Below are 22,546 nucleotides of genomic sequence, written 5' to 3' on the forward strand. Positions count from 1 at the left end.
TGAGCAGCTGTGTAATGAGCAGCCGTGGAATGAGCGGCCGTGGAGCGGGGATCGGCAAGCGGCACGGTCAAGCCTCGATGGCCAGCGTCTGGGGCAGCGCGGGGGCGGCATCGGCGATCAGGCGATTTTGCTCCTGCAGCACGCCGATGAAACTGCCCAGCGAAATGGGCCGGTGATACAGATAGCCCTGCATCGTGGTGCAGCCCTTGTCCTGCAGGTAGCGCGCCTGGCCTTCCGTTTCCACGCCCTCGGCGATCAGGTGCAGGCCCAGGCCGCGCGCGATCGAGATGATGGCCAGGATGACGGGATAGTGTCCGTGCTCGTCGTGGATTTCCTTCACAAACGACTGGTCGATCTTGATCGTGTGGATGGGAAAGCGGTGCAGGTACGACAGCGACGAATAACCGGTGCCGAAATCGTCGATGGCCACCGACACGCCCAGCTGGCACAGCTTGTTCAACTGCTCGATCGCATACTGCGGGTTGCGGATGCAGATGTTTTCCGTGATCTCCACTTCGATCTTTTCCGGCGCGATGCCATAGCGCGTCAGCGCGCCGCGCATCTTCTCGAAAAAGTCGCCCCGGTCCAGGTATTGCGGCGACAGATTGAGCGACAGGCGCACGGCTTCGCCGCCGGCCGCATTCCACTGCACCAGATCGCGGCACAGGGCGCCCAGCATCCAGTCCGAGATCGGCAGCATCAAGCCGTTTTCCTCGGCGAACGGCAAAAATTCTCCAGCCGTCAGCAAGCCCCGTTGCGGGTGGTTCCAGCGCATCAGGCCTTCGGCGCCGACGATGCGGCCCGTCATCACGTCGACCTGCGGCTGGTAATACATCTCCAGCTGGTTCAGTTCCAGCGCCTTGCGCAGGCTTTGCTCGAGCGCGATCTTCTGGTGCGACACGTCGAGCATGGACTCGTGATAAAAACTGTGGCCGTTCTTGCCCAGCGCCTTGACCTGGTACATGGCGATGTCGGCGTGGCGCAGCAGCTCGTCGATGGTCTCGCCGTCGCCCGGATAGATGGCGATGCCGATCGAGGCTGAAATATGCACCTGGTTGCCATCGAGATCGAAGGGCTGGTGCAGGCATTCGAGGAATTTGTCGGCGATCAGGCGCGCGTCCTGGCGGTCGCGCAGTTCCGGCAGCACGATGGTGAATTCATCGCCGCCCTGGCGCGCCAGGGTATCGCCGCGGCGCAAACAATCCTTCAGGCGCAGCGCCACCTGCTGCAGCAATTCGTCGCCCTTCACGTGGCCCAGGGTATCGTTGACCAGCTTGAAGCGATCGAGATCGATGAACATCACGGCCAGTTCCGTCAGCTTGCGCCGCGCCTGGATCACGGCCAGGCCGAGGCGGTCCTTGAACAGCATGCGGTTCGGCAGGTCCGTCAGGATGTCGTGATAGGCCTGGTAGGATATGACTTCCTCGGCGCGCTTGCGGTCGGTGATGTCGCGCGCCACGCCGTAGGTGCCGAAGTACTCCTGCTTTTTCGCTTCCTGATCGTGGCCGTGCATGCCGATCGAATTGAGCGGAACCGTCATCAAGGTGTTGTTGAAGGTACGGTCGCTGCCGCTGCCGCTATGGCACTTCAGGCGCAGTTCCACATTGCGCGAGGCACGCTCGTCGATGCGGCGCTCATTGAAGGCGTAGCGCGCCCGCTCCTGGTCTTCATCATGCACGAGGATGGAATAATGGCTGCCGATCAGCTCTTCGCGGCTAAAGCCCAGCAACTGGTGCACCCGGTCGTTGATGAAGGTGATGCGGCCTTCATGGTTCAGGGTGTAGATGATGTCGGGCGAGCTGTCGACCAGGTAACGGTACATCTTTTCCGAGTTTTCCAGCTGCAGCGCGATGCGCTCATTCTCCAGCGCCAGCTTGCGCTTTTGCAGCGCGTTCTCCACCGTCTTGAGCAGCTCCTCGCGGCTGTAGGGTTTGCGCAGATAATCGTAGGCACCGCGCTTCAGAGCGCCGATGGCCGCCTCGATGCCGACGTCGCCGCTCATGACGATGACGTCGCCCTCGATGCCGCGCCGGTTGATGTGGTCCATGATTTCATGGCCGCTCATGTCGGGCAGGCGCAAGTCCAGCAGGATCAGGTCGAAGCGCAGTTTCGACAGCTGCGCCAGCGCCTCGCTGCCGCAGGTGGCCGTGTACAGCTGGTAGCCGCCGTCCTTCAGCAATTCGTGGAGGGAGGCGAGCAAACGGGGCTCGTCGTCGACCAGCAGGATGCGCGGGCTGTTTTCCAGGTCAAACGGAATGGCGGAGGAGTTCATGGACGTTACGAGGACAAGGCGATATTGCCGGGCGCGGGCAGCGCGGTTGCAGCGCTCGCCGGCACGGGAATGGGCAGTAAAATTTCAAACGAGGTGCCGGACTTGCTGCTGCGGCAGCCGATCACGCCATGCAGGCGCGTGACCAGGTCGTGCACGATGGACAGGCCCAGGCCGTGATGCGCGCCTTCCTTGCTGCTGCGCACAGGGGAAAACAGATTGGCCAGCACTTCCGGCGCCAGGCCGGCGCCATTGTCGCTGACGCACAGTTCCAGGTACAGGCGGCGGTCGCGGTTGACGTGGCCACGGTTCACCACTTCGATGCGCCCGCCGTCGGGCAAGGCTTCGACGGCGTTTTTCAGCAGGTTGAGCAGGATTTGCTTGAGCATGCCGGCATCGGCCTCCACCTCGCATGGCGCATCCTGCATGCGCGTGACCACTTCGATCTTCGGCGGCAGGAAATCGGTGGCGCGGAACAATCGCAGCACGTCGTCGACCACGCGCGCGCAATCGGTCACGCCGCTGGCCGGCACCGGCTGCAGATCGGCCAGGCCGCCGATCAACTGGCCGACCCGGTCGATTTCCTCGTTCAGGATAGCCATCTCGCCCGTCACCGGCTCCTGCTTCTCCAGCTTGTGATCAAGCACGCTCAGGTAATTCTTGATGATGGACAGCGGGTTATTCACTTCATGCACGACGCGGCGCGACGCTTCGCGGTACTCCTCGGCCACGTGATCGAGCTGGCGCCGCGCCAGGCCGCGCGCGCTGATGGCCGTTTCCAGCGCCGTGGCGGCCTGGTTGGCATACGCGCGCAGGAAACCCTCGCGCTTCTGGCAAGCGGGAATCTGCCACGCCGCGACGCCGCCAATCAGCACGCCCAGACTGCGCTGGCCCGCCGCCAGAGGCATGCAAACCAGGCTGTCCGTGCCGAGAATGCGGAACAGCTGCTCCTCGACGATACCCAACGCCGGCATGTCGCGTTTCAGGAACGCCAGCTGGCATTCGAGCGCGGATGCCGCCAGGGGCCCGCCCTTGGCCAGCGGGATAGAGAAGCCGGCCAGGCGATGCTGATGTTCGCCCGCCGCCACGCCGACCAGCGCATGACCGGTGGGGTTTTGCAGCAGGATGACGGCGGTGTCGAAATCGAACAGGATGCGCGCCGAGCGCGTGATGGCTTCGAGCAGGCTGCTCTCGCCCTGCTGCCGGGCGAAGGTCTGGCCCACTTCGGACACCAGCACCATATTGCGCACTTCGTCGGACAGGAGCTGCTGCACCGGATCGACGGATGGCGGCGCATACGCGGGCGGCGTGGCGATATCGTCCGCGCCGGCCAGGTCGATGCCCAGGTGCTGCGCCGCCTGCGCCACCTGGCGCGCAACGCTGCCGGCCAGGTCATCCAGCACCGCTACGTCCAGCGCGCACAGGCTTGCCGCCTGCGCAATGGACTCGGCCTCGTCCGCATCGTCCGCATGGCAGCACAGCAGGTGCGCCAGGCGCACGATGCGGATCAACGGATGGCTCGCTTCCAGACGCGCCAGCGGTTCATGGTGATACAGCACGCTGTCGGCCAGGAAGGAATCGAGATGCCAGCGCTCGATCAGCCAGGCGCCCGCTTCCGCATGCGTGATCTGCAAGGTGCGCTGCTCCACCGCGCACAGGGCGGCATCGTCGCGCGCCGTGAAATTGAATGCGTATTCCTTCGGCGCCGTGGCCAGCAAGGCCAGGCGGCCCACGTTGTGCAGCAAGCCGGCCAGATACGCTTCCTCGACGTGCGGATAGGCCATGGCCTTGGCCAGCGCGCGCGCCATGACGGCGGCCGACAGCGAACTTTTCCAGAAGGCGCGCAAATCCGTGCTGCCGGAATGGGGGAAGCTGTTGAAGGTCTGGAAGACGGATTCGCTGATGACCAGGGTCTTGATCATGTCCGTGCCCAGCGACACGAGCGATTGCTCCAGGCTGACGACCTTGCTCTGGCGATGGTAGGCCGAGCTGTTGGCCACGCCGAGGATCTTGCTGGTCATGCCCGCATCCTTGGCGATCAGGGCGGCCAGCTCTGGCATGCCGGCATCGTCGGCCTGCAGGTGGGCGATCAGCTTGAGGAGAATCTGCGGCATGGCCGGCAGGCGGGCAATCAGCAGGCGATTGCGAATATCTTGATCAGATTGATGCATCGTATCAGGCATTGCCGGTTCGAAAAGGATGAGCGCTTAGCAGCGAAGCGCGGCCACGTTCAGAGGAATCCTCCACTCCTGTAACCAAAAAATCTATTGCCTGAGAGGATGCCGGGAAAGAAGTCATCTTATCATAAGCGCCGGATATTACTTGCAATATAGAAAATTAAGTTGAAATAAATCCAGCGTTCTGCAGTGGAAACTTATGCCTTGAAGGAACCCAGCAAACGGTGGCGGAAGCGCCGCGATATCAGCCACAGCGCCAGCGCCAGGCCCGTAAACGCCAGCTGGCCCGACGCCAGCCACAGCACGGAACCGGACAGCAGCGGCGAGATCACGCCGGCCACCACGGCGCCCAGCAAGGTGCTGGCAAACGACTGGCACGAAGCGACCGTGCCGCGGATATGCGGGAACAGGTCGAGCGCCAGCAGGGTCGCGCCCGGCCCCACCAGCGACATGCCGAAGGTGTAGAAGAACAGGGGCAGCACCGACCAGGGCAGCGATGGCGGCAGGAACAGGTGATACACGACGTTGACGCTGGCGGCGCACAGCAGGAAGGCAAAGCCGATGCCGATCTGGCGCGCGAACGTGACCTTGCCAGCGATGCGGTTGGCCGCCGCGGCGCCCATGAAGATGCCGCTCACGCAGGGAATGAACAGCCAGGCGAATTGCGATGGCCCCAGGCCCAGCTGCTTGGGCAGCATTTCCGGCGCGGCGGTGATGAACAGGAACAGGCCCGCGAAATTGAGGGCGACGATGCCAGCCTTGATGTGGAACAGGGGTGAGCGCAGGATCTGGCCATAGCTCGACGCGAGGAAACGGGGATTGAACGGCTGGCGCTTTTCCATCGGCAGGGTTTCGGGCAGACGCCAGTAGCAGAACGCCAGCAGCACCACCGTGTAAAAGGCGAGGAACAGGAAGATCGAGCGCCAGTCGAACCAGATGACGATCCAGCCGCCGAGAATCGGCGCCACGGCCGGGGCGATGGAAAAGATCATCGTCACCAGCGACAGCAGCCGCGCCGCCGCCGCATCGGCATACAGGTCGCGGATGATGGCGCGGCTGATCACCACGCCGGCGCCGGCCGACACGCCCTGCATGATGCGGAAGAACCACAGGTAGTGCACCGTGTGCGCCGAAGCGCAACCGAGCGAGCCGATGGCAAACATCAGCAGCGACACGAGAATGACGTTGCGTCGGCCAAAAGTATCCGAGATGGCGCCATGCCACAGCACCATGCCGGCAAAGGCCAGCATGTAGAACGTCAGCGACTGCTGCACTTCCAGCGGCGACGCCTGCAGCGAACCCTGGATCGCGCCAAACGCGGGCAGATAGGTGTCGATCGACAGGGGCCCCAGCATCGACAGCCCGGCCAGCATCATCGCCAGCGCACCGCGGCTCAGCGGCGCCATGTGGCTCGGCGTGGGAGGCGGAACGGGGGTGACCGGGTCGGGCGGCACATCGGCCGGAGGGGTGGGAAACATGGCGGATCCAAAGTGGCGCGCGGACCGGTTGCGGTCCGCGCGCGGGGTTACTGCGGGGGTCTTGCGGTGAACGCTTACTGCTGTGGTTTCGGTTTGGCTTCTTCGCGGCGGTTGTAGCCGGCGACCATGTCGAAACGGAACAGACGGCATTCCAGCGCGCCGTTGAAGAATGGCGTCTTGCGCGCTTCTTTCAAACGCAGCAGCTTGGGCAAGCCCAGGTCGGCCGTAAACAGGAACACGGTCCAGCCGGCGAAACGCTGCTTCAGGGTCGTGCCCATGGCCGAATAGAAGGACGTCGACAGTTCATCTTCCGGGATGGTGCTGTCGCCGCGCACGCCGATACGCTCGCCGTACGGCGGGTTGGTCAGCATGATGCCCGGCACCTCGCTTGGCGGCTTGACTTCCTGCGCCTCGATCTGTTTCAGCGGCACGTCGAAGCGCACGCCGGCGCAGCGCAGGTTGTGGCGCGTCATGGCGACCATGTCGCCCGAGATGTCGCTACCGAAAATGGTCGGTTCGGCCGGCAGCGGATTGACCTTGATGGCGTTTTTCATGGCATTCCACGGCGCCGGATCGAAGTCGTGGAAGTTTTCAAACGCGAACTGGCGCGAAGCGCCCGGCGGAATGCCCTGCAGCATCTGCGCCGCTTCGGCCAGAATGGTGCCGGAACCGCACATCGGGTCGAACAGCACCATGCCAGGCTTCCAGCCCGACACGCGCAGCAGGCCGGCGGCCAGGTTTTCGCGCAACGGCGCGTCGCCCGTCTCTTCGCGCCAGCCGCGCTTGAACAGGGCTTCGCCCGAGGTGTCGAGGTAGACGGTGAACGTGTGCGCGTCGAGGAAGCCGACGATGCGCATGTCCGGCGTCTTGGTGTTGACCGAAGGACGCTCGTTGAACTGGTCGCGGAAGCGGTCGCAGATCGCATCCTTGATTTTCAGGGTCGTGAATTCCAGGCTGCGCAGCGGCGATTTCACGGCCGTGACGTCGACGCGGATCGTGTGGTGCACGCCGAACCAGTCTTCCCACGATTGCGCCAGGGTCAGGTCATAGATATCGTTTTCCGTCTTGTAGCCGGAATGGGCCATGCGCATCAGCACGCGCGAAGCGATGCGCGAATGCAGATTGATGCGATAGGAGTCCAGCAGGTCGCCCGAGCAGTGTACGCCGCCCGGTACCTGGTTGTGGACCTTCATGGTCGAACTATCCTGGGCGATCTCGCCCAGTTCCTCGGCCAGCGCCGCTTCCATGCCGCGCGGGCATGGGCAAAAATATGAAGCCATAATTAGGATACCTTTTATCCGTTGAAAAACAATTAACTAAAAATCCTGCATATCACGTAGGTCGGCTTAGCCCGCCAGGGCGTAAGCCGACATGCGCTAGCGACTGAGCTTGTCGGATTACGCGCGGGGCGCTAATCCGACCTACATTCTTTGTTATTTTGCGTCCAGCGCCCGCTCGACAAAATCGAGGCGGTCCTGGCCCCAGTACCCTTCGCCATCGACGATGTACCACGGCGAACCGAAGACGGAAGCGGCAGTAGCTGCCTCCGTATTGGCATCGTATTCCGCCTGCACGCTGGCCGTTTCCGACGTTTTCAGCAACTGGCGGCCATCGAAACCGGCGTCAATGGCGATCTGCACCAAGGTTTCCTCGTCGCCGATGTTGCGCTCTTCGGCCCACAGGCCGCGCATGATGGCGTGCGTCAGGTTCAGCGAGGCTTCCACGCCGTGCGCAAGGCGCGTGGCGATGATCAGCTTGGCCGAGGCTTCCGGCGACACGGGGAAGAACTTCGGCTGCAAGGTCAATGGCACTTGCAAGAAGGCCGACCAGCGCGCCAGTTCGGCCAGGCGGTACGCCTGGCGCTGCGGTGCGCGCTTGGCCAGCGGCAGACCGCCCGACACGCTGAAGACCTTGCCCAGGTCGAAGGGACGCACGTCGATCTGCGCGCCCGTCTTGGCGGCGATGGCCATCAGGCGCGCGTGACCCAGATAGGTCCATGGCGAGTGAGGGGCGAAGAAATACTGCACGACTTTGCTCTGGCTTGCACTCATCTCGACTCCCTTAGAAAGGCTTGACCACGACCAGCACGACGACGGCCAGCAGCATCACCACCGGCACTTCATTAAACCAGCGGAACCAGGTGTGGCTGCGCTTGTTGAGACCTTTTTCAAACTTGCGCAGGATGGAACCGCAGGCGTGGTGATAGCCGAGCAGCAGCACCACGAACGTCAGCTTGGCGTGCATCCAGCCCGGCATCTTCATGCGGCCCTCGCCCCCGCCATACAGCATCCACATCAAGGCCAGCCCCAGCACCATGGCCGGCAGCGCCAGCAGCGACATGAAGCGGTACAGCTTGCGCGCCATCAGCAAGAGGCGCTCGGTGGCGACCGTTTCCGTCTCCATCGCCAGGTTCACGAAGATGCGCGGCAAGTAAAACAGGCCGGCAAACCAGGACATGACGAAGATGATGTGGAAGGCTTTGGTCCAGAGAAAGAGCATGGGGTTTCCAGTGTCGGAGGTGGAGAAAAACGAGAGCACGGGCCGCCTTGTGGGCAGCCCGCGAAAGAGACTATTTGCGCACTTCGCCGTGGCCAAAGACCACGTACTTGAGCGAGGTCAGGCCTTCCAGTCCCACCGGACCGCGCGCATGCAGCTTGTCGTTCGAGATGCCGATTTCGGCGCCCAGGCCATATTCAAAGCCGTCGGCGAAACGCGTTGACGCGTTCACCATCACCGAGGCGGAATCGACTTCGCGCAGGAAGCGCAGCGCGTCGCTGTAGTCTTCCGTGATGATCGATTCCGTGTGCTTCGATGAATACTGGTTGATGTGATCCATCGCTTCGTCGATGCCGTCGACCACCTTCACCGACAGGATCGCCGCCAGGTATTCGGTGCGCCAGTCTTCCTCGGTGGCCGGCACCAGGTGCGGATAGGCAGCGGCGGCCAGGATCGCATGGCTTTCCGGATCGGCGCGCAGTTCCACCTGCTTGGTCAAATACAGTTCGGCCAGCTGCGGCAGCACGGTGGCGGCGACGGCGCGCGACACCAGCAAAGTTTCCATGGTGTTGCAGGTGCCGTAGCGGTGGCACTTCGCGTTGAAGCCGATATCGATCGCCTTTTTGATATCGGCCTTGGCGTCGATATACACGTGGCAGATGCCGTCGAGGTGCTTGATCATCGGCACGGTGGCCTCTTCCATCAGGCGCGCGATCAGGCCCTTGCCGCCGCGCGGCACGATGACGTCGACGAATTGCGGCATGGTGATCAGCGCGCCGACGGCGGCGCGGTCCGTGGTGTCGATCACTTGCACGGCATCAGCCGGCAAGCCCGCTCCCTGCAAACCCTCCGCCACCAGCTTGGCCAACGCGCGGTTGCAATGGATCGCTTCCGAGCCGCCGCGCAGAATCGTCGCGTTGCCGCTCTTGATGCACAGGCCGGCCGCGTCCACCGTCACGTTCGGACGGGCTTCATAGATGATGCCGATGACGCCCAGCGGCACGCGCATCTGGCCCACCTGGATGCCCGTCGGGCGGAACTTCATGTTCGAGATTTCGCCGATCGGATCGGCCAGCGAGACGATCTGCGTCAAGCCTTCGACCATGGTGGCGATGGCGGCGTCGGACAGGGTCAGGCGGTCGAGCATGGCCGGCGCCAGGCCGGCGGCGGCTGCCGCATCGAGGTCGCGCTGGTTGGCCGCGCGCAGCAGGTCGGCATCGCGCACGATGGCGGCGGCGATCAGGCTCAAGGCGCGGTTGCGCGTGGCGCTGTCGGCACGCGCCATGGCGCGCGAGGCGGCGCGCGCGCGCATGCCCACGTCCTGCATATATTCTGTGATGTCCATGCTCGTATCCATAAAAGTTAACCCTTGGCGATCTTCAGGCCCAGTTGCAGCATGGCGTCCCAGGCGTCGCCCGCGTAGCCCTTGGCGCGCAAGCCCTTGATCATCTTGTCCACCTGCGCCGCCTGCTGCAGCGCCGCTTCCAGCACCGGCAGCGAAATGCGCCGCAGGGCCGGTTCCATCATCCGCTCGCGCGGACCCCAGATGCGGTATTCCTTCAGCAGCGCGCCCAATGGACGCCCTTGCGCCATGCCGGCCTTCAATTTTAACAGCGTGCGGATTTCCTCGGAGACGGCCCATAACACCAGCGGCAGCGCCTCGCCCTCGCCCTTCAAGCCTTCGAGCATGCGCACCAGGCGCGCCGGGTCGCCGGCCAGCATGGCTTCGGACAGCTTGAAGACATCATAGCGGGCCACGTTCAGCACCGCGTCCTGCACTTGTTCGTACGTCAGCTTGCCCGCGGCATGCAGCAGTCCCAGTTTCTGGATTTCCTGGTGCGCCGCCAGCAAATTGCCTTCCACCCGCTCGGCGATGAAGTCGATGCTGGCCCGTTCGGCGCTTTGTCCCTGCGCGGCCAGGCGCTGCGATATCCAGGCCGGTAACTGCGCCCGTTCCACATTTGGAATGTCGATATACACGGCCGCCTGCTGCAGGCTGGCGACCCAGGCCGCCTTCTGCGTGGCCCAGTCCAGCTTGGGCAAGGTGATCAGGGTCAGGTTGTCGGGGCTGAGGTTTTTCGCGTAGCTTTGCAGCGCCGCGCCGCCATCCTTGCCCGGCTTGCCGGTGGGGATCCGCAGCTCGATCAATTTTTTATCGCCGAACAGCGACAGCTCCTGATTCGCCGCCAGCAGTTCGCCCCACTTGAAGCTGCGCTCCACCGTCAGCACGTCGCGCTCGGAAAACCCTTGCGCGCGCGCCGCGCGGCGGATCTTGTCGGCCGCTTCCAGCGCCAGCAAGTGTTCGTCGCTGGTGATCACATACAGCTGCGCCAGCGGCTTGGCCACATGCCCGTCGAGCGCGTCTATCCGCAATTGCATGGCGTCCCCGTTACTGCTGCGGGGCTGGCGCGACCGGCGTCACGGGCGCCACTGGCGCCACCGACATGGCCGGCAGCACCGGCTTGATGGCGGCCAGGCGGCGCATGATCTGCTGCACCAGGTCGTTGCGCATGTCGCGGTACAGCGCCGCTTCTTCCGTTTCCTTGGCCAGTACCTGCGATTCGTCGAAGGTGATCGGACGCACCAGGCTGATGGTGGTCGGCGCCAGCAACTGGTTGCCTTCCTTGTCCAGCACGCGGAAATTGATCGAATAGCCAAGTTGGTACTCTTGCACGCGGCCATTTTTGTTCAGCGACAAAATGGTCTTGGTACGATTCCTCTCCGGGTCGTTGAGCACTTCAAGGACGGCGTCGGCGCCATCCTTGGTACTCACCACCTCCGTGCTGCCAATGGCGCGGATATAGCGCTTCAGGCCGATCGCCAGCGGCGACGTGTCGGGCAAGCCGATGTACATCGTCGCGAACGGCAGCATGAAACTGCCGTTCGAACCGCGCAAATGAAAGCCGCAGGCCGACAGCAAAACAGTCAGGCCCAACGCCAGCACGGCGCGGCGGCCCAACAGCGATACTTGAGAGGAAGTCGTCATGATTACACCACGATGCTGATTAACTTGCCTGGCACGACGATGATCTTCTTCGGCGTGGTCTCGACGTACTTCTGCACACTTTCGCACGCCAGCGCGGCCGCTTCGATGCTGGCCTTGTCCGCATCCTTGGCCACCGTGATCGAGCCGCGCAGCTTGCCGTTCACCTGGATCATCATCTCGATCTCGGACTGTTCCAATGCGGCCGGGTCAACTTGCGGCCAGGCCACGTTGAGCAGGTCGCCGTGCACGCCAGCGTAGCCCAGTTCCTGCCACAGCACGTGGGTGATGTGCGGCGCGACAGGGTTCAACAGGCGCAGGAAGATGGAGAAGCCTTCGGCGATCAGCGCCTTCGACTGCGCGCTGTCATCGAGCTTGGCCGATTCCAGCGTGTTGAGCATCTTCATGCAGGCCGACACGACGGTGTTGTACTGGATGCGCTTCAAGTCGTAATCGGCTTGCTGCAGCAGCTTGTGCAATTCGCGGCGCAGGTTTTTCTGCGCGTCGCCCGTGGCAGGAGCGGCGCCGCCAGCCAGCGCGGCCTGGATCGTCGCCGACCGGGCGTAGCCGAAGTTCCACACGCGGCGCAGGAAACGGTTCGCGCCTTCGACACCGCTGCCGGACCATTCCAGCGTCTGTTCCGGCGGCGAGGCGAACATGGTGAACAAACGGGCCGTGTCGGCGCCATACTGTTCGATCTGCGCTTGCGGGTCGATGCCGTTGTTCTTCGACTTCGACATTTTTTCCGTGCCGCCGATTTCCACCGGCTGGCCATCGGCCACCAGGACGGCGCTTTGCGGACGGCCCTTGTCATCGAGCGACAGGCGCACGTCGTCCGGATTGAACCAGGTGGTCTTGCCCACGGCGTCCTTGCGGAAATACGTTTCGTTGAGCACCATGCCTTGCGTCAGCAGGTTGACGAACGGCTCGTCGAACTTGACCAGGCCGAAGTCGCGCATGATCTTGGTCCAGAAGCGCGCGTACAGCAAGTGCATGACGGCGTGTTCGATGCCGCCGATGTACTGGTCCATCGGCATCCAGTAATCGTTGCGCGCGTCGACCATGGCGTCGTTCGAGCCTGGCGAGGTATAGCGCATGTAGTACCACGACGAATCGACGAAGGTATCCATGGTGTCCGTCTCGCGGCGCGCCGGCTTGCCGCACTGCGGGCAGTCGCACTGCAGAAAGGCTTCATATTTGTTCAGCGGATTGCCCGTGCCGTCCGGCACGCAGTCTTCCGGCAGCACCACCGGCAAATCTTTTTCCGGCACCGGCACCACGCCGCAGTCCGCGCAATGGATCATCGGGATCGGCGTGCCCCAGTAGCGCTGACGCGAAATGCCCCAGTCGCGCAGGCGGAACGTGGTTTTCTTTTCGCCCAGGCCCAGTTCCGCCAGGTCGGCGGCCACCGCATCGACGGCGGACGCGAAATGCAGGCCGTCGTATTTGCCGGAGGCGACGCAGACGCCATCCTTGCTGCCATACGATTCCTGCCAGGCGTCCGTCGAAAATTCCTGGCCCTTGACTTCGATCACTTGCTTGATCGGCAGATTGTATTTCTTGGCAAAGCCGAAATCGCGTTCGTCGTGCGCCGGCACGCCCATCACGGCGCCATCGCCGTAGGTGATCAAGACGTAGTTGCCGACCCACACTTCCACTTGCGCGCCCGTCAACGGATGGGTGACGAACAGGCCGGTCGGCATGCCCTTCTTCTCCATCGTCGCCATGTCCGCTTCGATCACGGAACCGAGCTTGCATTCGGCGTTGAAGGCGGCCAGCGCAGGATTGCTTTGCGCGGCGTGGATGGCCAGCGGGTGCTCGGCGGCCACGGCGCAGAAGGTCACGCCCATGACCGTATCAGGACGGGTGGTAAACACATACAGCTTGCCGTCGCCGATCAGGCTGCCTTCGGCATCCTTGATCTGGTGCGGGAAGGCGAAGCGCACGCCCGTCGACTTGCCGATCCAGTTGGTCTGCATGATGCGCACGCGCTCGGGCCAGCCCGGCAGCTTGTCGTCCACATACGCCAGCAATTCTTCCGCGTAGTCGGTGATGCGCGCGTAGTACATGGGGATTTCGCGCTTCTCGATCAGCGCGCCCGAACGCCAGCCGCGGCCATCGACGACTTGTTCGTTGGCCAGTACGGTCTGGTCGATCGGATCCCAGTTCACGGTACCGGTCTTCTTGTAGATGATGCCTTTTTCCAGCATCTTGAGGAACATCCACTGGTTCCATTTGTAGTATTCGGGCTTGCAGGCGGTCATTTCGCGCGACCAGTCGATGGCCAGGCCCATCGATTCCATCTGCTGCTTCATGTGGGCGATGTTCGAATACGTCCATTGCGCGGGCGGCACGTTGTTGGCCATGGCCGCGTTTTCCGCGGGCATGCCGAACGCATCCCAGCCCATCGGCATGAGCACGTTGTAGCCGTTCATGCGCAGGTAGCGGTACATCACATCATTGATCGTATAGTTGCGTACGTGACCCATGTGCAGCTTGCCCGAAGGGTAAGGCAGCATCGAGCAGGCAAAATACTTGCCTTTAGGGAAACGTGGGTCGTGTTCGACGGCTTTATAGGCGTCGATCGCCTTCCAGTGCGATTGGGCGGCTTGTTCGACGTCGGCGGGACTATATTTATCTTGCATGATGATGTGCGACCAGCGTGGCCCGGCCAATAGTGGATATGAACCGAGCATTATACTGGTTGTCGCCGCCCGATAGCACGGCGCGCTGGCGGCCCGGTCTGGCAAATTTTGGCCGGCGCGCAATTCTGCTGTGTAATATATGCACAATCTTGTTCTTTGCATCAAAACCGGCCATGATCGTCTACCAGGAATATCCGCCCCTCCCCGCCCTGCGGCCCTGGCTCGATTGCGTCTGGACGTGCCGCGTGCAAACGGGCACCACACCCGTCACGCACCAGGTCTTGCCCGACAATTGCATCGACATCCTGTGCCAGGACCAGCAGGACGCCAGCTTTGCCGTGGGCATGATGACGGCGCCGATTGCCGTCGTCAGCCACGGTCTCGTGCAAACGGTGGCGGCCCGCTTCAAGCCGGGCGCGGCGGCACGCTTCTTCCAGCTCCCCTTGTGCGAACTCAGCGATGGCCGCACGGGCTTGCAGCAGCTGTGGGGCCGCGAGCTGGCGGCGCGCCTCGGTGATGCGCTATGGAGCGAGCCTTTGAGCAACACGCAGCGCATCGCCATCTTGCAGGAATATCTGCTGCTGCGCCTGCGCACCGCGCCGCCACGGCGTCAGGCGGGCGCGGCCGAGCATGCGATCGCCGCCATCGAGGCGGCAGCGGGGCAAGTGCGCGTGGACGGCCTGGCGCGGCAGCTGGGCGTGTCGCGCCAGCACCTGGCGCTGCAATTTCGTCAGCAAGTGGGCATCAGCCCGAAGCTGTTTGCCCGCATCTGCCGCTTTCGCGCGGCCAGCGCCGGCATGCAAAACCTGGCGGGACAACAGGACTGGGCGCAAGTGGCCTTGCAATATGGTTATTTCGACCAGTCGCACCTGATCCACGACTTCCAGGATTTCGCCCGCAGCTCGCCCGAGGCGTGGCTGGCGGGCAGGCGCACTTGAACACCTTCCATTTTTACAATCACGCGCCGCGCGCCAGTGGCATGATGGCGTGATTCTTCATTCACCAGGAGCAGAACATGATCAAGGGTTTACGCACCGTCACCTATCCCGTCCCCGACCTGGACAAGGCCAAGGCCTGGTACAGCCAGGTATTCGGCACGGCGCCGTATTTCGACCAGCCGTTCTATGTCGGTTTTAATATCGGCGGCTTCGAGCTGGGCTTGCTGCCGGATGGCCAGCCGGGCACGCAGGGCAGCGTGACGTACTGGGGCGTGGACGGCATCGAGCAGGAAGTCGAACGCATCGTGGCACTGGGCGGCAGCCTGCACCATCCGATCACGGACGTGGGCGACGGCATCCGCACGGTGGAATTGCTCGACCCGTTCGGCAACCAGATCGGCCTGATCGACAATCCCCATTTCGATACCAGCAAGGTCGTTTAGGCGGCTTCGCCCTGCAGCCATGCGCGAAATTGCTGCAGGGCCGTCTTTTCATGCGCCGTTTCAGGCGTGATCAGGTAATACGCGCGCTGACCGCGCAGTGGGCGCTCGCACGCGATGCGCAATTCGCCGCGCGCCAGTTCCGCTTCGACCAGCATGCGTGGCAGCAAAACCACGCCTTGCCCTTGCACGGCCGCCATGGCCAGCATGGAAAACAGTTCATAGCGGGCGCCATAGTGCGCCCCATCGCGTCCTTCCCCCTCGACCTGCATGGCGTCAAACCACTGGCGCCAGGCGCCTGGGCGCGTACTTTGCTGCAACAAGGTCAGTTCCAGTAAATCCTGCGGCTGCCACTCACTGCGCGCGGCCAGCAGGCGCGGGCTGGCGACGGGCACGATTTCTTCATGCATGAGCAAGGTGGCGCGCGTGCCGGGCCAGCGCGCCAGTTGCTCTGGCGTGCCCGCGTATAAGGCGCCGTCGTATTCCGTATCGGCAAACATAAATGGTTTCGTGTAGGCATCGATATGCACGACGATGTCCGGGTGCAGCCCCGCCAGTGACGACAGCCGCGGCATCAGCCAGCGCGTGGCAAACGTGGGCACGGAAGCGAGCTGCAAGGCGCCGCCGCCGCCCTGGCGCGCCATGGTGTCGAGCGTGTCGCGCTCCAGGCCATCGAGGCGGGCCGCGATCTGCCGCGCATACGCGGCGCCGGCGCTGGTCAGCAGCACGCCATGGCGCGTGCGCTGGAACAGTTGCACGCCGAGAAAACTTTCCAACGATGAAATCTGCCGCGACACGGCGCTTTGCGTCAGCGACAGTTCGCGCGCCGCATGCGTGTAGCTCTGGTGCCGCGCAGCCGCCTCGAAGCAGTTCAAGGCTTGCAGCATGGGGATTTTGCGTGACATGGGGGGTATCCGGCCAGTGAAAGACCCCTAGTATGCCGCAAGATATGCGCAGCACGCATGTCTGGGTGCGAAAAAATCGTTTGCGCAAGGCTAGGCAAAAACCTACCATGAGCCATATTCAATCTTGCGCCGATCACCGGCGCTCACCTGCGAGGCCTGTGATGAGCAAAACCGTATTCGACTGGAATTCCCCCCTGCTGCTGGAAGAACAACTGACGGGCGACGAACGCGCCGTGCTGGAAGCGGCCCGAGACTATTGCCAGGGCAGCCTGGTGCCAAGGGTCCTCGAATCGTTCCGCCATGGCCGCACGGACGCGGCCATCTTCCGCGAAATGGGTGAGCTGGGCTTGCTGGGCACAACGATCCCTGAAGAATACGGCGGCGCCGGCCTGAACTACGTCTGCTATGGCCTGGCCGCGCGCGAAGTCGAGCGCGTCGATTCGGGCTACCGCTCGATGATGAGCGTGCAATCATCCTTGGTGATGGTGCCGATCAACGCTTTCGGCAACGAAGAAACGAAACAGAAATACCTGCCGAAACTGGCGACGGGCGAGTTCATCGGCTGCTTCGGCCTGACGGAACCAAACCACGGCTCCGATCCTGGCAGCATGGTCACGCGCGCGCGCAAGGTGCCGGGCGGCTATAGCTTGTCGGGTGCGAAGATGTGGATCACCAACAGCCCGATCGCCGACGTGTTCGTCGTCTGGGCCAAGGACGATGAAGGCGCGATCCGCGGCTTCGTGCTGGAAAAAGGCTGGAAAGGCCTGTCGGCGCCGGAAATCCACGGCAAGGTCGGCTTGCGCACCAGCATCACCGGCGAAATCGTCATGGATGAAGTGTTCTGCCCTGAAGAAAACGCCTTCCCCGACGTGCGCGGCCTGAAGGGCCCGTTCACCTGCCTGAACAGCGCCCGCTACGGCATCGCCTGGGGCGCGCTGGGCGCGGCCGAAGACTGCTACCTGAAGGCGCGCCAGTACACGATGGACCGCCAGCAATTCGGCCGTCCGCTGGCCGCGAACCAGTTGGTGCAAAAGAAACTGGCCGACATGCTGACGGAAATCACCATGGGCTTGCAAGGCTGCTTGCGCCTGGGCCGCATGAAGGATGAAGGTTCGCCCGCCGTGGAAATCACCTCGATCATGAAACGCAACAGCTGCGGCAAGGCGCTCGATATTGCCCGCGTAGCGCGCGACATGATGGGCGGCAACGGTATTTCCGACGAGTTCGGCGTCATCCGCCACCTGGTCAATCTGGAAGTGGTCAACACCTATGAAGGCACGCACGATGTGCACGCGCTGATCATCGGCCGCGCCATCACCGGCATCGCCGCCTTCAACTAATGGACGCCTTGGCTTCCACCCTGCGGCCCGCGCCGCTGGTCGGCTTGCGCGTGCTCGACCTGTCGCGCGTGCTGGCCGGCCCCTGGGCCGGGCAAATGCTGGCCGACCTCGGTGCGGACGTCGTCAAGGTTGAACAGCCGGGCCGCGGCGACGACACGCGCTCCTGGGGCCCGCCGTACCTGAAAGACGAGGACGGCCGTGATACTGCCGAGGCCGCCTATTTCCAGTGTGCCAACCGCAACAAGCGCTCGCTGTGCATCGACCTGGCCGCCCCTGAAGGGCAAGCGCTGGTGCGCAAGCTGGCGGCCGAATCGGACGTGCTGCTGGAAAATTTCAAGCTCGATGGCTTGAAGCAATATGGTTTGGACGCGGCCAGTTTGCTGGCGCTCAATCCTCGCCTCGTCTACTGCTCCATCACGGGCTTTGGCCAGGATGGGCCGTACGCGGCGCGCGCCGGCTATGACTTTTTGATCCAGGGCATGGGCGGCTTGATGAGCATCACGGGCATACCCGATGGCCAGCCCGGTGCCGGGCCGCAAAAAGTGGGCGTGGCGCAGACGGACATCCTGACGGGCCTGTACGCCACCATCGCCGTGCAGGCGGCGCTGGCCGAACGGGAACGCTCGGGCCTGGGCCAGCATATCGACCTGGCCTTGCTCGACGTGCAAGTAGCGGCGCTGGGCAACCAGGCCGCCAATTACCTGTGCGGCGGCAAAGTGCCGCAGCGTATGGGCAATGCGCATCCGAACATCGTGCCCTACCAGGATTTTCCTACGGCCGATGGCGACATGATTCTGGCGATCGGCAATGACGGGCAATTCTCGCGCTTTTGCGCCGTCGCCGGCCACCCGGAATGGGCGCTGGACGAACGTTTTGCCACCAATCCGCAGCGCGTGGCAAACCGGTCCATCCTGATCCCCCTGATGCGCCAGGCCACGGTCATGCGCACGACGGCCGAGTGGATCAGCGCCTTCGAGGCGCAAGCCGTGCCGTGCGGTCCCGTCAACCGCATCGACCAGGTCTTTGCCGACCCGCAAGTGGTGGCGCGTGGCTTGAAAGTGGAGATGCCGCATCCCACGGCGGGCACGGTGGCGCTGGTAGCCAATCCCGTGCGCCTCTCAAGCTCGCCGGTGCAATACCGCTTGCCGCCACCATTGCTGGGGCAGCATACGCAGGAAGTGCTGCAGCAATGGCTGGGATTGGACAGTACGGAGATTGACGGCTTGCGCGAGCGCAAGGTGGTGTAACTCACCCCAACGGCGGAACGGCTGGGGTCGGACCCTGAGGGGGAATGCGCCCGAATCGGGCGCATTCCGATCGCGAAGCGACTGCCCCCGGAATTACTTCAGCGTCAATTTCAACGCCGGCTTCTCGCCATAATCCTCATAGCGCTCATTGATGCCGGCGATACAGAACGTGATTTCTTCCAGCAAGTCCGGCACTTGCGCCTTCATCGCTTCCGCATCCTGCACAACGATGTCGAGCACTTCGTTTGGTTTCAAACGGAACTGCGTCATGTTTTCGTCGTCGCGCAGATAACTGAGGCAATCGACCCAGGCATCCATGCTGTTGCCGTAAAACGCGGGGAAACCGAAGGCTGGCACGCATTGCGCGTGAAAGCTCGCTACGTCGGTGATGTCTTTTCCATTCAGGATGGCAGTGGCCATAGCTTCCTCAGTTCTTCAGCGACAGCACGTCCTGCATGTCGAACAGGCCGGTCGGCTTGTCGGCCAGGAAACGCGCGGCGCGCAGGGCGCCGTGGGCGTAGGTGACGCGGCTGCTCGACTTGTGGCTGATCTCGATGCGCTCGCCGATGCCGGCAAACAGCACCGTATGGTCGCCGACGATATCGCCGCCGCGGATGGTGGCAAAGCCGATGGTCGACGGGTCGCGTTCGCCCGTCACGCCTTCACGGCCGTACACGGCGCATTCCTTCAAGTCGCGGCCCAGGGCGCCGGCCACCACTTCGCCCATTTGCAGGGCCGTGCCCGACGGCGCATCGACCTTGTGGCGGTGATGGGCTTCGATGATCTCGATGTCGTAGCCTTCGGACAGGCTTTTCGCGGCCAGTTCCAGCAGCTTCATGGTGACGTTCACGCCCACGCTCATGTTCGGCGCGAACATGATGGCCGTCTTTTCGGCGGCGGCGGCAATGGCGGCCTTGCCAGCGTCATCGAAACCGGTGGTGCCGATGATCATCTTGATGCCGTGCTCGGCGCAATACGCCAGGTGCTGCAAAGTGCCTTCGGGACGCGTGAAGTCGATCAGGTAATCGGCGCCGGCCAGGCCGGTGGCCAGGCTTGACTCGATCAGCACGCCGGCAGGTTTACCGAGAAAGGCGGCGGCATCCTGGCCGACGGACGGCGAACCAGCGCGGTCGAGCGCGCCAGCGAGAACAGCGTCAGGCGCGTTGCTGACGGCTTCGATCAGGATATGGCCCATACGGCCGCTGGCGCCAGCGATGGCAATTTTCAGTTCAGTCATTTTATTCTCTTACAACAACTTATTTGGTGGGTTCGGCAGCAGGTGCAGGTGCAGGCTCGGCGGCAGGCGCCGTTGCAGGTGCAGGTACAAGCGCAGGCTTGCTCACAGGAATGGCTGGCGCGGCATCGGCCGGCACCGGCACGGCGCTTGGCGCCACGGGCGATGGCAGGGCGGCGGCAGGCGCGTCAGCCTTGGCAACCTTGGCGAATGGCGACGGACCGGCGATGCGGTCGATGTATTCTTTCTCTGTCGGCAAGTTGCCGCCTTCAAAACGTTCCACTTTGCCATCCTTGCCGAAGTACACGACCACGCGGCTGCTGGTGGTTTCGCCACTGCCCCGGGCCAGGCGGAACGGGTAATCCCAGCGGTCGGCATGGAAGATATCGGTCAGCAGCGAGGTGCCGAGGACGAAACGCACCTGGTCGCGCGTCATGCCCACTTTCAACTGGGCCAGCATCTCTTCGGAGACAAAGTTGCCTTGTTGAATGTCAGGACGGTAGGGCGAGAAAAACCACATGAATTTTTGCAGCGGCGTGATGGTGGTCGTTTGTGCGCCCTGTTCGGGGACCAGTTCCTTGCCTTCTTTTTGAGCAGCTGCCGGCTTTTCGCCCAGAATGCCACGGCTGGCGCAGCCGGACATGGCCAGCGCGACACAGACCATGCCTGCCACGACTGGTGCTCGAAATGAAATACGGTGCCAGAGAGATGGCAATACAGCCGGTGTTACGCGCATAAATGACCTCAATTGGATGAACAAAACGCCAGGAGTGACCGGCCCGCCAAAAAAAAGCATATTTTGGCACTCCCCGACAAAACGCTATATGATAAAGCACCTGACCCACATACGAGCAACAAACATGAGTAACAATCCTAGTGATCTCAAGGCAAGCGGCCTGAAAGCCACCCTGCCACGGCTGAAGATACTCGATATCTTCCAGAGTAGCCCGGTACGCCACCTGACCGCGGAAGACGTGTATAAAATTCTGCTGGCCGACAATATGGATGTCGGTTTGGCAACTGTCTACCGCGTCCTGACGCAATTCGAACAGGCTGGCTTGCTCAACCGCAACCATTTTGAAACCGGCAAGGCGATTTTCGAGCTCAACGAAGGCTCCCACCACGACCACCTGGTGTGCCTCGACTGTGGCCGGGTCGAAGAATTCTTCGACGAAGAAATCGAAATCCGCCAGCAAAAAGTGGCCGAGGAGCGCGGCTTCAAGATCGCCGAACACGCCCTGGCCATCTACGGCAACTGCACCAAGACAGCTTGCCCGCACAAAACCGCCTGATCCACGCTTGCCGGTCCCACGGAGCGGCTGGCGCGTCAGGCAGTACGATCAATGATGGCTGAGCGCGCTTGACAGCAACTTGGCCGTGATATCGACAATCGGGATGACGCGTTCGTAAGCCATGCGCGTCGGCCCGATCACTCCCAGCGTTCCCACGATCTTGCCGTTGACTTCATACGGCGCCGTCACCACGCTCATCTCATCCATCGGCACCAGGTTCGATTCGCCGCCGATGAAAATCTGCACGCCCGTCGCCTTGCTCGACACGTCGAGCAACTGCATCAAGCCCGTCTTTTGCTCGAACATGTCGAACATCTGGCGCAGCGAATGCATATTCGATGACAGATCGCTCACGCTGAGCAAGTTGCGCTCGCCGGAAATCACCATGTCGTCGCTATGGTCGGCCATCGCTTCACTGCCCGCTTCCACGGCCGCCTGCATCAGGCTGCCCATGTCGTCGCGCAACTGGCGCAGCTCGCCCTGCAGGCGCACGCGCACGGCGTCGAAGGACAGGCCGCCATAATTCTGGTTGATATAGTTGGCCGATTGCACCAGTTGCGCCGGCGTATAGTCGGCCTCCGTCAGCAATAGACGGTTCTGCACGTCGCCGCCGGGAGCGACGATGACGAGCAGGATGCGTTTTTCGGACAGGCGCAAGAATTCGATTTGCTGGAACACGGATTCGCGCCGCGGGCTGAGCACGACGCCGGCAAACTGCGACAGCGACGACAACATCTGCGCCGCGTTGGCGATGGTTTTTTGCGGCTGCGGCGTCTGCAGGCGCATGCGCGACTCCACCATGTGCTCGTCCAGATGCCGCACGGTCAGCAAGGTGTCGACAAAGATGCGGTAGCCGCGCGGCGTGGGGATGCGTCCGGCCGAGGTGTGCGGACTGGAGACATAACCGAGCTCTTCCAGGTCAGCCATGATGTTGCGGATCGTGGCCGGCGACAGGTCGAGGCCGGAAATTTTCGACAAGGCGCGCGAACCGACCGGCAGGCCGTCGGCGATATATCGCTCGACCAGGGCTTTCAGCAGTGTTTGGGCACGTGTATCGAGTTGCATGGTGTTTTATTTAAGCAAGTGTTTTGTTAAGCAAGCG

At 62.8% G+C, this 22,546-nt stretch carries 20 protein-coding genes; 5 read left to right on the top strand and 15 right to left on the bottom strand.

Annotated features, from left to right (window positions below; all coding sequences use genetic code 11):
* Positions 1–67: 67 nt before the first annotated feature.
* The 10 genes from FG13_RS16670 to leuS all read right to left on the bottom strand — a co-directional run bounded on the left by FG13_RS16670 (position 68) and on the right by leuS (position 14,048).
* On the bottom strand, positions 68–2,272 hold the full coding sequence (locus FG13_RS16670; protein WP_035822665.1) for an EAL domain-containing response regulator: 2,205 nt from the start codon (positions 2,270–2,272) through the stop codon (positions 68–70).
* A gap of 5 nt (positions 2,273–2,277) precedes the next feature.
* Positions 2,278–4,440, bottom strand: a complete 2,163-nt coding sequence (locus tag FG13_RS16675) for an HDOD domain-containing protein (protein ID WP_035822667.1) — start codon at positions 4,438–4,440, stop codon at positions 2,278–2,280.
* Positions 4,441–4,643: 203 nt separating this feature from the next.
* The gene (locus FG13_RS16680; RefSeq protein ID WP_200880291.1) at positions 4,644–5,924 is read right to left on the bottom strand and encodes a multidrug effflux MFS transporter; all 1,281 of its coding nucleotides are present in this window, start codon (positions 5,922–5,924) and stop codon (positions 4,644–4,646) included.
* Between the two features lie 74 nt (positions 5,925–5,998).
* On the bottom strand, positions 5,999–7,204 hold the full coding sequence (locus FG13_RS16685) for a THUMP domain-containing class I SAM-dependent RNA methyltransferase (RefSeq protein ID WP_371933489.1): 1,206 nt from the start codon (positions 7,202–7,204) through the stop codon (positions 5,999–6,001).
* A 153-nt stretch (positions 7,205–7,357) separates the two neighbouring features.
* Positions 7,358–7,975, bottom strand: a complete 618-nt coding sequence (locus FG13_RS16690; protein WP_035822673.1) for a 2-hydroxychromene-2-carboxylate isomerase — start codon at positions 7,973–7,975, stop codon at positions 7,358–7,360.
* 10 nt (positions 7,976–7,985) lie between these two features.
* Positions 7,986–8,423, bottom strand: coding sequence for a CopD family protein (locus FG13_RS16695; RefSeq protein WP_034745744.1), 438 nt, complete (start codon positions 8,421–8,423; stop codon positions 7,986–7,988).
* Positions 8,424–8,493: 70 nt separating this feature from the next.
* The gene (locus tag FG13_RS16700; protein ID WP_035828340.1) at positions 8,494–9,765 is read right to left on the bottom strand and encodes a glutamate-5-semialdehyde dehydrogenase; all 1,272 of its coding nucleotides are present in this window, start codon (positions 9,763–9,765) and stop codon (positions 8,494–8,496) included.
* Between the two features lie 17 nt (positions 9,766–9,782).
* The gene (gene holA / locus FG13_RS16705; protein ID WP_035822675.1) at positions 9,783–10,799 is read right to left on the bottom strand and encodes a DNA polymerase III subunit delta; all 1,017 of its coding nucleotides are present in this window, start codon (positions 10,797–10,799) and stop codon (positions 9,783–9,785) included.
* Positions 10,800–10,809: 10 nt separating this feature from the next.
* Positions 10,810–11,406 (bottom strand): LPS-assembly lipoprotein LptE, encoded by a 597-nt coding sequence (locus tag FG13_RS16710; protein WP_035822677.1) that lies wholly within the window; start codon positions 11,404–11,406, stop codon positions 10,810–10,812.
* Positions 11,407–11,408: 2 nt separating this feature from the next.
* A complete protein-coding gene (gene leuS / locus FG13_RS16715) occupies positions 11,409–14,048 on the bottom strand; it encodes a leucine--tRNA ligase (RefSeq protein ID WP_035828343.1) in 2,640 nt (879 codons plus the stop codon).
* 149 nt (positions 14,049–14,197) lie between these two features.
* On the opposite strand from leuS, the gene FG13_RS16720 reads away from it, so the two are divergent.
* Positions 14,198–14,986, top strand: a complete 789-nt coding sequence (locus FG13_RS16720; RefSeq protein WP_235211750.1) for a DUF6597 domain-containing transcriptional factor — start codon at positions 14,198–14,200, stop codon at positions 14,984–14,986.
* Positions 14,987–15,063: 77 nt separating this feature from the next.
* The gene (locus tag FG13_RS16725) at positions 15,064–15,429 is read left to right on the top strand and encodes a VOC family protein (protein WP_035822679.1); all 366 of its coding nucleotides are present in this window, start codon (positions 15,064–15,066) and stop codon (positions 15,427–15,429) included.
* On the opposite strand, the gene FG13_RS16730 is transcribed toward FG13_RS16725, so the two are convergent.
* The gene (locus FG13_RS16730; protein WP_035822681.1) at positions 15,426–16,331 is read right to left on the bottom strand and encodes a LysR substrate-binding domain-containing protein; all 906 of its coding nucleotides are present in this window, start codon (positions 16,329–16,331) and stop codon (positions 15,426–15,428) included. The genes FG13_RS16725 and FG13_RS16730 overlap by 4 nt on opposite strands.
* Before the next feature lie 161 nt (positions 16,332–16,492).
* On the opposite strand from FG13_RS16730, the gene FG13_RS16735 reads away from it, so the two are divergent.
* Together FG13_RS16735 and FG13_RS16740 are read left to right on the top strand one after the other, a co-directional pair.
* On the top strand, positions 16,493–17,671 hold the full coding sequence (locus tag FG13_RS16735) for an acyl-CoA dehydrogenase (RefSeq protein WP_035822683.1): 1,179 nt from the start codon (positions 16,493–16,495) through the stop codon (positions 17,669–17,671).
* Complete coding sequence (locus FG13_RS16740; RefSeq protein WP_051959154.1) at positions 17,671–18,918, top strand: CaiB/BaiF CoA transferase family protein; 1,248 nt, start codon at positions 17,671–17,673, stop codon at positions 18,916–18,918. The genes FG13_RS16735 and FG13_RS16740 overlap by 1 nt, the downstream gene beginning before the upstream one ends.
* Positions 18,919–19,011: 93 nt before the next feature.
* Here the strand turns inward: FG13_RS16740 and FG13_RS16745 are convergent, their stop codons facing one another.
* The 3 genes from FG13_RS16745 to FG13_RS16755 are packed head-to-tail and all read right to left on the bottom strand — an operon-like array spanning position 19,012 to position 20,816.
* On the bottom strand, positions 19,012–19,338 hold the full coding sequence (locus tag FG13_RS16745; RefSeq protein ID WP_035822685.1) for a barstar family protein: 327 nt from the start codon (positions 19,336–19,338) through the stop codon (positions 19,012–19,014).
* A 7-nt stretch (positions 19,339–19,345) separates the two neighbouring features.
* Positions 19,346–20,155, bottom strand: coding sequence for a 4-hydroxy-tetrahydrodipicolinate reductase (dapB, locus tag FG13_RS16750; protein ID WP_035822687.1), 810 nt, complete (start codon positions 20,153–20,155; stop codon positions 19,346–19,348).
* Positions 20,156–20,174: 19 nt separating this feature from the next.
* Positions 20,175–20,816, bottom strand: a complete 642-nt coding sequence (locus FG13_RS16755; RefSeq protein WP_051959156.1) for an outer membrane protein assembly factor BamE — start codon at positions 20,814–20,816, stop codon at positions 20,175–20,177.
* Between the two features lie 196 nt (positions 20,817–21,012).
* Here FG13_RS16755 and fur point away from each other — a divergent pair, with 196 nt between their 5' ends.
* Entirely contained in the window at positions 21,013–21,444 is a 432-nt protein-coding gene (gene fur, locus FG13_RS16760) for a ferric iron uptake transcriptional regulator (protein ID WP_034745717.1), read from the top strand.
* Positions 21,445–21,492: 48 nt separating this feature from the next.
* On the opposite strand, the gene hrcA is transcribed toward fur, so the two are convergent.
* Positions 21,493–22,509: a heat-inducible transcriptional repressor HrcA gene (gene hrcA, locus FG13_RS16765; RefSeq protein ID WP_035822689.1), complete on the bottom strand. Its 1,017-nt coding sequence runs from the start codon at positions 22,507–22,509 to the stop codon at positions 21,493–21,495.
* Positions 22,510–22,546 lie beyond the last annotated feature (37 nt).

The sequence above is a fragment of the Janthinobacterium sp. RA13 genome (assembly GCF_000745325.1).
In the GTDB taxonomy this organism is placed as follows: Bacteria; Pseudomonadota; Gammaproteobacteria; order Burkholderiales; family Burkholderiaceae_D; genus Janthinobacterium; species Janthinobacterium rivuli.